This window comes from Myroides sp. DF42-4-2, from assembly GCF_030326445.1.
Classification (GTDB): Bacteria; Bacteroidota; Bacteroidia; order Flavobacteriales; family Flavobacteriaceae; genus Flavobacterium.
On sequence record NZ_JACAKI010000015.1, the window covers coordinates 18868 to 31253 of the forward strand.

A 12386-nucleotide genomic window follows, 5' to 3' on the forward strand; every position below is an offset into this window, starting at 1 on the left:
GAAAAATCAGAAGAGAAAAATCAGAAGAGAAAAATCAGAAGAGAAAAATCAGAAGAGAAAAATCAGAAGAGAAAAATCAGAAGAGAAAAATTAGAAGAGAAAAATTAGAAGAGAAAAATTAGAAGAGAAAAATTAGAAGAGAAAAATTAGAGCAAACAGATATATTTTTTAGTCTACTCTTAATTATATTTTCGTTATGTAGTAAAATATTTATTTACATATAAGTATATAACTAAATAGTGTATGCTAAAAATATGTTTAGCTTATGGTGTTTTTTCTATCGAGGTTTATAAGTTGTAAAAGTGCCGTCTTTGTAAAAAACAACAATTTGTTCTATGTCTGAAGAAGTAAAAAAATCGGGTATACTTCTCGTTGAATTTGTTTCTTTTTTACTCTCGATTACAGGTGTGGATAGAGGGGGAGTGTCGACTTTATTTTGCACTTCTTCCGAAAATAAATCCGCCGATGTAAGAGGAGAAACTTCCTTTTTTTCTTCCCCAGAAAAGGTGCCATTTCCCTTAATTAACCATTCGATATGTAGGGCTGGAAAAGCGTCGTTTATCTTCAAAATAAAATCCAAACTCGCCTTGTTTCGACCTGATAGAATATGAGATAAACTCGAGCGCTGAACGCCAATTTTATCTGCAAATGCAGAGGCAGATAGTTCGTAATGCTCTAATAAAAATTCCAATCTGTTTACAAAATTCTCCATAGATACAAATGTGTATTTTTAAATTAAATGGTTTACAAATGTAATTAAAAAAATGAATTAACAAATGTGTACACAATTAAAAAAAGAACATAATGTTGTATTATATGTTTAAGTAAAGTTATTTAACCGATTGATAATTAGTGGATAATAGTTATTTTAATTTATTTGTTAAATCTTCTAGTGTTCCTTTGTTGGGAAAGGGTAAATTTTGTTGACAAATGTAAAACAGAAAAAACATTTCAATGTTTACATTTGTAAAAAATGAAATGTTTACATTTGTAATATTGTAAACAAAGGGATAAAATGAACGAACAACACCTAGCAAAGACTTATCAGGTTAAGACCTGTAAAGGCAGGTATATAACCAACGAAAAAATAGAACAATTCTTAACCAACTTAAAGCATTACTTTAAGATTGAGGTAGTCGGGAAATCAGTTGAAAATCGCCCTATATTTTCAGTTGAGTTTGGCTGTGGAAAAACTAAAATTTTGATGTGGTCTCAGATGCACGGAAATGAATCGACTACGACAAAAGCCGTGTTGGATTTGCTGCATTATCTCAACGAATTAACAGCAGAAGAAGTGACCGATTGGCAAGCGAAATTCACGCTGACGATCCTGCCAATTTTAAATCCTGATGGTGCTTTTTACTACACAAGAGCCAATGCAAATCAAGTTGATTTGAATCGAGATTCCGTGGAGTTGACTCAACCTGAAAGTAAAGTATTGCGTCGTATGTTAGAGGAAATTCAACCTGACTTCGCCTTTAATTTACACGACCAACGCAGTATTTTTGGTGTAGGTGACACAGGTAAAGCGGCGGCAATTTCATTTTTAGCGCCTGCTTTTAATGAAGAACGAACAATTAATGAGACGCGAAAAAGGGCTATACAGATCATCGAGGCGATGAATGAAGCGGTTCAAAAAGTAGCCCCAGGACACGTAGGTCGATTTGATGATTCCTTTAATAGGAACTGTATTGGTGACTATGCACAAGCAATGGGGATTCCTACTATATTAATAGAGGCAGGACATTTAGGTACAGATTACCAGCGCGAAAATACACGTGAACTAACTTGTATCAGTCTCTTGCGTGCTCTACATACTATCGCAAATCATACCTATAGTACCTACTCAATGCAAAGCTATTTTTCTCTTCCTGAGAATACAAAGAGCTTTAACGATGTCGAATTGCGAAGTGTCGTAAACGCCTCTTCTACAAGAAAATTTATACTGAAAATTCAATATAAAGAGATATTATCGGAGGGAAATGTTAAATTTTGCCCCATTATTGTGCATATTGATGAAAAAGAAAGTAAATTTGTGCATACTTTAATAGAAAAGGAGTGTCAGTTAAAATCTTTATTTGAACAAACGGACGATATTTTGGAGCAGAATTTTGAGGATGTTGTAGCGTTATCAGTTGAAGAGGTTAATTATTTATTAAAAAAATAGATAAAATTGCTATTTTTTGAATAAATAAGATTTTTTTTTATTATTATTGTACTGAAATATAGATTTAGAATTAACATAAATAATTGATTTATGAGTAAGTTTCGTTTAGATGAAATCGACCACCAGATCTTAGATATGCTGATCGATAATACGAGAGTGCCTTTTACAGATATCGCTAAGAAATTATTAATTTCAGCAGGTACAGTTCACGTACGTGTGAAGAAAATGGAAGACGCTGGAATTATCCAAGGTTCGTCATTAACATTAGATTATGAAAAATTAGGTTATGCATTCATTGCGTATATCGGAATATTTTTACATAATACCTCTCAAACTAAATTCGTTTTAGAGCGTATTAATGAAATTCCATACGTGACAGTGGCTCACGTAACAACTGGTAAGTTCAACGTATTCTGTAAAATTAGAGCGAAAAACACACGTCATGCTAAAGAGGTAATCTACATGATTGACGATATCGATGGTGTATACAGAACAGAATCAATGATTTCTCTAGAAGAGAGTATCAACGATAAAAAACGATTAATGCATACAATTTTTAAAGAATTATAATCAATTTTTTTAAAAAAGCAAATGAATAAAAAACTGCCTTTGTGCAGTTTTTTTTTATATTCGTTGCTGATATATTTAAAAAAAATGGATTCGTTAACTCAAATTGTCTTAGGGGGAGCAGTTGGGAACGCTTTATTAGGGAGAAAGTTAAAAAACAAAGCTGTTCTCTACGGCGCTATTGCTGGAACGATTCCAGATCTGGACGTCTTAGCTGTGTTTTTTACTGATCCTATCAGTGCGCTGGAGTTTCATCGTGGTCTTACTCACTCTATTTTATTCGCCATCTTTGGCGCTTTCTTTTTCGGTTACCTGCTTTACGCATTGGAAAAAAAACGGGGAGTAACCTATGAAGAGAGCTGTTGGTTCTTCTTTTGGGGGCTTTTTACTCACGCTTTATTGGATGTCTTTACAACCTGGGGTACTCGCGTACTTTGGCCTATGGAGTATCCTTTTGCCTTTAAATCAATCTTCGTTGTTGATCCTCTGTATACCCTGCCTTTTGCCTTTTTTCTACTCTGGTCCATGAGAGAAAAAATAGACCTCGATAGACGAATGCGTCTCAATCGTTGGGGACTCTATTGCAGCAGCGCCTATTTGGGCCTTACTCTGCTACTAAAAGCGCTTGCCTTTTATAGTTTTACCGAAGCCCTAGATCAACAACATACCTCGTATAAAGCCATGTCTGTAAAACCTACTGCGCTAAATACTATCTTGTGGACTGCTATTGTTGAAACTGATGACGCTTTCCTCATTGGAGAATATTCTTTTTTTAGCGAAGAACCTATTGTGTTTCAAACCTATCCTAAAAATCATCACTTGATCGGAGGACTTGAAAAACACGATCTTATTATGCGATTAGTTCATATCTCAGAAGGTTATTATACGTTTACTGAAAAAAACAACGATTTTTACTTTAATGATCTGCGCTTTGGTGTGCTGCGCGAGCAAGGAGACGAGGTGCAATTTGCATTTAGTTATAAATTCTATATAGATGAAGAGGGCGAATTGAGAGTAAAAGAAGTTGAGAAAGACAAAAGAGACGGAGTGAAGTTGTTGAAATCTATTTGGCGAAAGATTTGGGGATTGAAAGAAGATTAAGGGAAGAATACTTATATTTGAAAAAAAAAGAAGATGAAGATTGTTGTGTCACCTGCCAAGAGCTTGGATTATACTACAGAAGTACCTTTTACAGCTACCACAGAACCTTTATTTAGTAAAGAAAGTAAGCTTATCAATGCCGTATTAAAAGAGAAAACACCTGCTGAATTGATGGAATTGATGAAAATTTCAGCTAATCTTGCAGACTTGAATTGGCAAAGAAACCAGTCGAGAAGTTATAAGAAAAACAAAAAGAACGAAGCGGATTTTAAACAAGCCGTATTCGCTTTTAGCGGAGATGTATATGTTGGTCTTGATGCTTATACTTTAAAGGAGGATAAAATGGAACGCCTCCAAAATACACTGCGTATCTTGTCTGGTTTATACGGTATTTTACGCCCTTTTGACGAAATAGAACCCTATCGATTAGAAATGGGAACAAAAATGCCGGTTGGCGATAAAGCAAATCTATACGCTTTTTGGAAACCTATTCTCGTCGATTACCTCAATAAAGAAATGAAAGAAGGGGAGTTGTTGGTTAATTTAGCCAGTAACGAATACTTTAGTGCTATTGACCAAAAGAAATTAAAAGCGAAGCTGATCGTACCTGAATTTAAAGAATTGAGAGATGGCAAGCTGAAGGTTATTAGTTTTTACGCAAAAAAAGCTAGGGGTATGATGGTGCGTTATATCATAGATAACGATATTAAAGATTTGGAAGGGTTGAAAAAGTTTAATCTCGACGGATATGCCTGGAGTGAAGAGGAGTCTACAGCAACCCAAATCGTGTTTACTAGATAATAAATAAAAGAATATAGCCAATAAAATTATGGAAACAGTACATTATATAAGTTCAGATGTATTTACAATTGAGAAGTTAAATGAGATTATTACCCAAAACCAAAAGTTGGATATCTCAGAAGAGGCTCGTGCTAATATTGTCAATTGTCGTGCTTATTTGGACAATAAAATGGAAACGCATAAAGATCCAATTTATGGAATCAATACGGGATTTGGGTCATTGTGCAATGTAAAAATTAACGACAGTGATCTAACGAAGTTACAAGAGAATCTAATGAAATCTCACGCTTGTGGAACAGGAGAAATTGTTCCAGATGAGATTGTGAAAATCATGTTGTTGTTGAAGGTAAAATCATTGAGTTACGGAAACTCTGGGGTTCAATTAGAAACCGTAGAGCGCTTAGTGGATTTCTTTAATCACGACATTTTACCAGTAGTATACACCCAAGGTTCATTAGGTGCATCTGGAGATTTAGCGCCTTTAGCACACTTAACGTTGCCGTTAATTGGAGAGGGTGAAGTGATGTACGAAGGATTTAGACAACCGGCAAGCAAGGTGTTGGAGAAAATGGGATGGGCGCCAATACAGCTAAAATCAAAAGAAGGTTTAGCCTTGTTGAACGGAACGCAATTTATGAGCGCATACGGATGTTATGTGTTGATAAAAGCAAAGAAAATGTCTTATTTAGCAGATTTAATTGGGGCAGTATCTTTGGAGGGGTTTGATGGAAGAATCGAGCCATTTAATGAGTTGATTCACCATGTAAGACCGCACCGCGGACAAATTGAAACGGCTGCTTTCTTTACTGAAGTGCTAGAGGGTTCTGAGTTAATTGGCCGTCATAAAGAACACGTACAAGATCCTTATTCTTTTAGATGTATTCCGCAAGTACACGGTGCGTCAAAAGATGCGATTGAGTATGTAAGCAAAGTATTCAAAACAGAAATCAATTCTGTGACCGATAATCCCAATGTCTTCTACAAAGAAGATCTAGTGGTGTCTGGAGGAAATTTCCACGGACAGCCTTTGGCGTTGGCTTTCGACTTTTTAGGAATCGCTTTAGCCGAATTGGGGAACATCTCAGAAAGACGTACCTATCAGTTGATCTCTGGTTTGAGAGCATTGCCTGCTTTCTTAGTGTCAAATCCAGGTCTGAACTCAGGTTTTATGATCCCGCAATACACAGCAGCAAGTATCGTTAGTCAAAATAAGCACTTGGCAAACCCAACAAGTACAGATAGTATTGTGTCTAGTAATGGACAAGAAGATCACGTGAGTATGGGAGCTAATGGTGCAACTAAAACACTGCGTATTATCGATAACCTAGAGCGTATTTTGGCTATTGAGTTGTTGAATGCTGCACAAGCTTTAGAATTTAGACGTCCAGCTAAATCAAGTGATTTTATCGAATCATTTGTTAAATCATATCGACAAGAAGTGCCTTTTGTATCAGAAGACCGCATTTTGCATTATGATATTGAAAAAACTATTGCGTTTTTAGGGAGTTTTCAAATCGATTTAGAAGAATAATCTCGCATTTTTAAAACCGTTGATATAAAAGCTACATCTTTTTTTGAAAAAGAGATGTAGCTTTTTATTATATTGCTATCTTTGTTTCACCTAGTACAAAATAATTTATCATCGTTGATTACAAGTAATAAATTAAAAATACTGAATGATCCTATTTATGGATTTATTTCTATTCCCAATTCATTCGTTTATGATTTGATCGAGCATCCTTATTTTCAAAGATTAAGGAGGATTTCTCAAATGGGGGTTTCTTATTTAGTCTATCCCGGAGCTCATCATACGCGATTTCACCATGCATTAGGGTGTATGCATCTCATGCAAAAAGCAGTCCAAGTACTTCGCTTTAAAAGCATCGCTATTTCGGAGGAGGAAGAAACAGCACTATATGTAGCTATCTTGCTACACGATATAGGGCATGGTCCTTTTTCACATGCGATGGAAGAAAGTATTGTGGAGGGCGTACATCACGAAGCCATTTCCCTTTATTTTATGCACCAACTCAATAAAGCGTTTAAGGGAAAACTAGACCTAGCTATTCAAATTTTCAAAGGAGAATATCATCGCCAATTTATGTTGCAATTGATTTCAAGTCAGTTGGACATGGATCGTATGGACTATTTAAAACGAGATAGTTTCTACAGCGGTGTAGCAGAAGGAGATATCAACTCTGAACGATTAATTCAAATGCTAAACGTCGTGGATGACCAATTGGTTGTAGAGGAAAAGGGAATCTATTCGGTAGAGATGTTTTTGGTGGGACGTCGTTTAATGTATTGGCAAGCTTACTTGCACAAAACAAGCGTTTGTGCTGAATTAATTCTTGTGCGTATCCTAAAAAGAGCTAAAGAACTCGTTAGTAAAGGAAAAAAAATATGGGGTAGTAGTGCCCTTTTGTTTTTTCTGGAACACCAAGGTGTTTTTGACGATTTTGAGCAAACCGCCTTAGAACAATTTGCTTTACTAGATGATTCCGATATTGTTAGCGCTTTAAAGGAATGGCAGTTTCACGATGATTTTGTCTTGTCTCAATTGAGCAAGATGATTGTCAACCGAAAATTGTTGCGCATCGAAATACTAGAGGATAAGAAATTAGTGCAAGAAAAGCTAAAAGAACGATTAGAAGACGTTCAGCTAAAATATAAGCTATCTGCTGAATTAGCTAGCTACTTTGTGTTTAAAGGAAAGGTTAAGAATCAGGCTTATAGCAAAGATAAAGAACCGATTATGATAGTGAGAAAAGATGGACAAGTTGCAGATGTTTTGTCTGTTTCAGATCAATTAAATCTCAAAGCATTAACCAAACCGGTAACAAAGCATTTCGTTTGTTACCCAAAATTCGTTTTTGAAAGTTAATTTTCAATTATATTTTATATTTTTGCGGTAATGAAAATAACAGCAGAACAAATAGCGTCAGTATTAGGAGGAGAAGTTGTAGGGAATCCTCAAGAAGAGGTATCTACCTTAGCCAAGATTGAAGAAGGAGCAAAAGGCGCCATCTCTTTTTTAGCTAACCCTAAATACGTCCACCATATATATACGACCAAGGCATCGGTTGTCATTGTGAACAAAACGTTTGAACCCGAGCATAAAGTGGAGGCAACATTAATTAAAGTTGATGATGCGTATAAAGCCTTTTCCAAACTCTTGGAATACTACAATCAAGTCAAATTAATGAAGTCGGGAATCGAACAACCTAGTGTGATTTCTGAAGGAGCTACATATGGTACAGATTTGTATCTAGGTAGCTTTTGTTATGTAGGGAAAAATACCAAGATTGGAGATAATGTAAAAATTTACCCCAATACTTTTATCGGTGATAACGTGGTAATCGGTGATAATACCGTGCTTTTTGCAGGTGTTCGCGTATATTCTGAATCGATCATCGGAGCAGGCTGTACCTTGCATGCGGGTACGATTATCGGATCGGATGGCTTCGGTTTTGCCCCTAATGGCGATGGAACCTATAGTAAAGTGCCGCAAATTGGAAATGTAATCATAGAAGATAACGTCGAAATCGGTGCCGCAACAACAATTGATCGCGCGACCTTGGGATCAACTATTATCCGAAAAGGTGTTAAATTAGACAACCAAATCCAAATTGCACATAATGTGGAAATTGGTGAGAATACAGTTATTGCTTCTCAAACAGGTGTAGCAGGGTCAACGAAAATTGGCAAAAACTGCATGATCGGTGGACAAGTTGGTATAGTAGGTCACCTGACTATTGGCGACAATGTTAAGATACAAGCCCAATCAGGCGTGACAAAGAATTTAGAATCCAATATTGCCGTACAAGGTTCTCCAGCGATCGGACATACGGATTTCTTAAAATCTTACAGCCACTTTAGAAACCTACCGAAAATCGTAGATGACCTAGAAGAGCTAAAAAACGGAAAATAATAACCTATCGAAATACAAAAAGATTTTATTATGGTTAAGCAAAAAACCATCCAAAGTGAAGTTACCTTAGAAGGAGTTGGACTACATACAGGACAAAATGTTGTTATGACATTAAAACCTGCGCCAATTAACAATGGGTTTACTTTTGTTAGAGTGGATTTAGAAGGGCATCCTGTGATTGAAGCAGATGCAAACTATGTTGTTAATACACAGCGCGGTACAAACCTAGAAAAAAAGGGCGTACGCGTGCAAACAACGGAACATGTACTTGCAGCTTTTGTGGGGTGCGATCTTGATAACGTAATTGTCGAGTTAAATGCATCTGAACCACCTATTATGGATGGATCTTCCAAGTATTTTGTTGAAGCTGTTGAAAAAGCAGGTATTGTTGAACAAGACGCAGAAAGAGATGAATACATCGTCAAAGAAGTAATCTCTTATGTTGATGAAGCAACAGGTAGTGAAATCATCGTAATGCCAGCAGATAGTTACCAAGTTACCGCTATGGTTGACTTTGGAACAAAGGTTTTGGGAACACAAAACGCTACGTTAAAAGACCTAAATGACTTTAAGGTAGAGATCTCTGAAGCGCGTACATTTAGTTTCTTACACGAATTAGAAGCCTTGTTAGCCAATGGACTAATTAAGGGCGGAGACTTAAATAACGCTATTGTTTATGTGGATAAAGAAATATCTCCAGAAACAATGGGGCATTTAAAAAAGGCTTTTGGTAAAGATGAAATCAGCGTAAAACCCAATGGTGTTTTAGATAATCTGACGCTTCACTATCCAAACGAAGCCGCTAGACATAAATTGTTAGACGTAATTGGTGATTTGGCCTTAATCGGTACTCGTATTCGAGGAAAGGTAATCGCAAACAAACCAGGACACGCAATAAATACGGGATTCGCAAAGAAAATGTCCAAAATTATCCGCAACGAAAAACGAAATCAAGTTCCTACGTATGACCTACATAAAGAACCGTTGATGGATATTGTGAAGATTATGGAGTTTTTACCCCATAGACCGCCTTTCTTATTAGTGGATAAAATCTTAGAAATGTCCGAAAATCACGTGGTAGGATTGAAAAATGTAACCATGAATGAGTCTTTCTTTGTTGGACATTTCCCAGGTGCTCCTGTTATGCCAGGGGTATTGATTTGTGAAGCTATGGCACAATCAGGTGGTATCCTGATCTTGAGTACGGTTCCAGATCCAGAAAATTACTTGACCTATTTTATGAAAATGGACAATGTCAAGTTTAAAAACAAAGTAGCACCTGGTGATACCTTGGTGTTTAAATTAGAATTAATTACGCCTATCCGTCGAGGAATATGTCATATGCAAGGTTATGCCTATGCTAATGGTAAATTAGTAGCTGAGGCTGAGCTGATGGCTCAAATATCAAAAGTTAAAAATTAAATATAAATAGTATGAATCAGCCTTTAGCCTATGTTCATCCAGGAGCAAAAATAGCTAGAAATGTCGTAATAGAGCCATTTACTACGATTCATAATAATGTGGAAATCGGTGAGGGAACTTGGATTGGTTCTAACGTTACCATCATGGAAGGTGCGCGTATCGGAAGAAATTGTAAAATTTTTCCTGGTGCCGTTATTTCAGCTGAACCACAAGATTTAAAATTTGAAGGTGAAATTACTACTGTTGAAATCGGTGATAACACAACCATTCGCGAGTGTGTAACGATCAATAGAGGTACAAAAGATAGATATAAAACAGTGATTGGAGAAAATTGTTTAATCCAGGCTTATAGTCATATCGCACATGACTGTATCATCGGAAATAACTGTATCTTCTCTAACTCTAGTACATTGGCAGGACACGTTACTGTAGGGGATTATGTGGTACTAGCTGGTTTAGTAGCTGTACATCAATTCTGTACCATTGGGTCCCATTCTTTTGTTACTGGTGGTACATTGGTTCGCAAAGACGTTCCTCCTTATATCAAAGCAGCAAGAGAGCCTATTTCTTACGCAGGTATCAACTCAGTTGGATTGCGCAGAAGAGGGTATGAACCTGAGAAAATCAGAGAAATACAAGAAATTTATAGAATTTTATTTCAAAAGAACTATAATACAAGTCAAGCACTAGAAATTATAGAAACAGAAATGGAAGCAACTCCAGAACGAGATGAAATCCTTATGTTCGTACGCAATAGTTCAAGAGGAATTATGCGTGGGTATTCAGGAATGTATTAATAATATAATAAAAGATTTAAAAAATGGCAACAACTTCAGATATCAGAAATGGTTTGTGTATTCGTCATAACAACGATATTTATAAAATCACAGAGTTTTTACACGTAAAACCAGGAAAAGGACCTGCATTTGTTAGAACTAAAATGAAGAGTTTAACAACAGGAAGAGTATTGGAAAATACGTTTTCGGCTGGACATAAAATTGACCCAGTTCGCGTGGAAACACATAAATTCCAATATTTATACCCAGAAGGTGATCAGTTTCACTTCATGAACGTTGAGTCTTACGAGCAAATTACCTTGTTAAAAGATATTTTGGACTCTCCAGAATTATTGAAAGAAGGAGAAATGGTAATGGTGCAGATTAATACTGAAACCGATATGCCATTAGCAGTTGATATGCCTGCTTCTGTTATCTTAGAAGTAACCTATGCAGAGCCTGGAGTAAAAGGAAATACAGCGACTAACGCTACAAAACCAGCTACGGTTGAAACTGGAGCTTCTGTAAACGTGCCTTTATTTATCAACGAAGGAGATAAAATCAAAATTGATACGGCTACAGGATCTTACATCGAACGTATCAAAGAATAGGGGTAGATAGAAGATGCGTTTTTCAAAAGTTCAACATTTAGAAACGATAGCTGAAATTATCGGTTGTCAATACGTAGGATCTGCGGATTTTCCTGTGTACGGAATGAATGAAATTCACGTCGTACAAGAAGGAGAAATCGTATTTGTGGATCACCCTAAATACTATGACAAAGCCTTACAATCGAATGCTTCTATCATCCTTATTAATAAAGATGTTGAATGCCCAGAAGGAAAAGCTTTGTTGATTTCTGACGATCCTTTTAGAGATTTTAATAAGCTGTCAACTTATTTTAATCCCTTTAAACCTGCAACTCAATTACAAGCTAAAGATGCAGTAATAGGAGAGGGGACTATCATTCAGCCAGGAACATTTATTGGTAACAATGTTGTGATTGGTTCGAATTGTGTAATCCATCCTAATGTTGTCATCTATGACGGTACAGTGATCGGCAACAATGTTGTCATTCACGCCGGAACTATCTTAGGAGCCGATGCTTTTTACTACAAAAAGAGACCAGAAGGATTCGATCCTTTAATCTCTTGTGGTCGAGTGGTTATTGAAGATAATGTAGGAATTGGTGCAGCATGTACAATTGACCGTGGTGTTACAGGAGATACTACCATCAAAGAAGGAGCTAAAATTGACAATCAAGTGCATATAGGACACGATACCGTTATTGGGGTGCGTTGTTTAATTGCCGCACAAGTAGGAATCGCTGGTTGTGTTGTGATTGAAGATGAAGTAACGCTTTGGGGGCAAGTAGGAACTACGAGTGGAATTACCATTGGTACAAAAGCAGTTGTTTTAGCCCAATCCGGTGTTTCTAAGAGCTTAGAAGGAGGAAAAGTCTATTTTGGTTATCCTGCAGAAGAGTCAAGAGAAAAACTAAAACAAATGGCTAATACCAAGAGAATACCTGCCATTCTAGAAGAGCTGAAAAAAATACAGAACAACTAGACTCCGTACAGGTAAAAGAATAGATAATTAATCGTTAATTGTTAGGCTTATT

At 36.4% G+C, this 12386-nt stretch carries 12 protein-coding genes; 11 read left to right on the forward strand and 1 reads right to left on the reverse strand.

The genetic code is table 11. The features are described from left to right. Positions 1–277 precede the first annotated feature (277 nt). Positions 278–712, reverse strand: a complete 435-nt coding sequence (locus HX062_RS11500) for a helix-turn-helix transcriptional regulator (RefSeq protein WP_182626707.1) — start codon at positions 710–712, stop codon at positions 278–280. 303 nt (positions 713–1015) lie between these two features. Between HX062_RS11500 and HX062_RS11505 the strand changes: the two genes are divergently transcribed. From HX062_RS11505 to HX062_RS11555, 11 genes are all read left to right on the forward strand, one after another. Further along, the gene (locus tag HX062_RS11505; protein WP_182626706.1) at positions 1016–2167 is read left to right on the forward strand and encodes a M14 family metallopeptidase; all 1152 of its coding nucleotides are present in this window, start codon (positions 1016–1018) and stop codon (positions 2165–2167) included. A 90-nt stretch (positions 2168–2257) separates the two neighbouring features. After that, positions 2258–2737, forward strand: coding sequence for an Lrp/AsnC family transcriptional regulator (locus HX062_RS11510; protein WP_002985664.1), 480 nt, complete (start codon positions 2258–2260; stop codon positions 2735–2737). A gap of 84 nt (positions 2738–2821) precedes the next feature. Continuing rightward, complete coding sequence (locus tag HX062_RS11515; RefSeq protein ID WP_182626705.1) at positions 2822–3835, forward strand: metal-dependent hydrolase; 1014 nt, start codon at positions 2822–2824, stop codon at positions 3833–3835. Between the two features lie 33 nt (positions 3836–3868). Next, a complete protein-coding gene (gene yaaA, locus HX062_RS11520; RefSeq protein WP_182626704.1) occupies positions 3869–4636 on the forward strand; it encodes a peroxide stress protein YaaA in 768 nt (255 codons plus the stop codon). Positions 4637–4664: 28 nt separating this feature from the next. Beyond that, complete coding sequence (gene hutH, locus HX062_RS11525) at positions 4665–6167, forward strand: histidine ammonia-lyase (protein ID WP_182626703.1); 1503 nt, start codon at positions 4665–4667, stop codon at positions 6165–6167. A 114-nt stretch (positions 6168–6281) separates the two neighbouring features. Beyond that, a complete protein-coding gene (locus tag HX062_RS11530; protein ID WP_182626702.1) occupies positions 6282–7520 on the forward strand; it encodes an HD domain-containing protein in 1239 nt (412 codons plus the stop codon). Between the two features lie 30 nt (positions 7521–7550). Next, positions 7551–8567, forward strand: coding sequence for a UDP-3-O-(3-hydroxymyristoyl)glucosamine N-acyltransferase (gene lpxD / locus HX062_RS11535; RefSeq protein ID WP_182626701.1), 1017 nt, complete (start codon positions 7551–7553; stop codon positions 8565–8567). Between the two features lie 30 nt (positions 8568–8597). Then, entirely contained in the window at positions 8598–9989 is a 1392-nt protein-coding gene (locus HX062_RS11540) for a bifunctional UDP-3-O-[3-hydroxymyristoyl] N-acetylglucosamine deacetylase/3-hydroxyacyl-ACP dehydratase (RefSeq protein ID WP_182626700.1), read from the forward strand. An 11-nt stretch (positions 9990–10000) separates the two neighbouring features. Then, positions 10001–10786 carry an acyl-ACP--UDP-N-acetylglucosamine O-acyltransferase gene (gene lpxA, locus HX062_RS11545; RefSeq protein WP_182626699.1) on the forward strand — a complete coding sequence of 262 codons (786 nt, stop codon included), beginning with the start codon at positions 10001–10003 and terminating at the stop codon, positions 10784–10786. A gap of 23 nt (positions 10787–10809) precedes the next feature. After that, complete coding sequence (gene efp / locus HX062_RS11550) at positions 10810–11376, forward strand: elongation factor P (protein ID WP_286467523.1); 567 nt, start codon at positions 10810–10812, stop codon at positions 11374–11376. A 13-nt stretch (positions 11377–11389) separates the two neighbouring features. Further along, positions 11390–12334 carry a UDP-3-O-(3-hydroxymyristoyl)glucosamine N-acyltransferase gene (locus HX062_RS11555; RefSeq protein ID WP_182626697.1) on the forward strand — a complete coding sequence of 315 codons (945 nt, stop codon included), beginning with the start codon at positions 11390–11392 and terminating at the stop codon, positions 12332–12334. Positions 12335–12386: the final 52 nt, after the last annotated feature.

Bases quoted from the DNA above. Each gene is read 5' to 3' on its own strand.
- HX062_RS11500 (WP_182626707.1), bottom strand. From the start codon at position 712: ATGGAGAATTTTGTAAACAGATTGGAATTTTTATTAGAGCATTACGAA.
- HX062_RS11505 (WP_182626706.1), top strand. From the start codon at position 1,016: ATGAACGAACAACACCTAGCAAAGACTTATCAGGTTAAGACCTGTAAA.
- HX062_RS11510 (WP_002985664.1), top strand. From the start codon at position 2,258: ATGAGTAAGTTTCGTTTAGATGAAATCGACCACCAGATCTTAGATATG.
- HX062_RS11515 (WP_182626705.1), top strand. From the start codon at position 2,822: ATGGATTCGTTAACTCAAATTGTCTTAGGGGGAGCAGTTGGGAACGCT.
- yaaA (WP_182626704.1), top strand. From the start codon at position 3,869: ATGAAGATTGTTGTGTCACCTGCCAAGAGCTTGGATTATACTACAGAA.
- hutH (WP_182626703.1), top strand. From the start codon at position 4,665: ATGGAAACAGTACATTATATAAGTTCAGATGTATTTACAATTGAGAAG.
- lpxD (WP_182626701.1), top strand. From the start codon at position 7,551: ATGAAAATAACAGCAGAACAAATAGCGTCAGTATTAGGAGGAGAAGTT.
- HX062_RS11540 (WP_182626700.1), top strand. From the start codon at position 8,598: ATGGTTAAGCAAAAAACCATCCAAAGTGAAGTTACCTTAGAAGGAGTT.
- lpxA (WP_182626699.1), top strand. From the start codon at position 10,001: ATGAATCAGCCTTTAGCCTATGTTCATCCAGGAGCAAAAATAGCTAGA.
- efp (WP_286467523.1), top strand. From the start codon at position 10,810: ATGGCAACAACTTCAGATATCAGAAATGGTTTGTGTATTCGTCATAAC.
- HX062_RS11555 (WP_182626697.1), top strand. From the start codon at position 11,390: ATGCGTTTTTCAAAAGTTCAACATTTAGAAACGATAGCTGAAATTATC.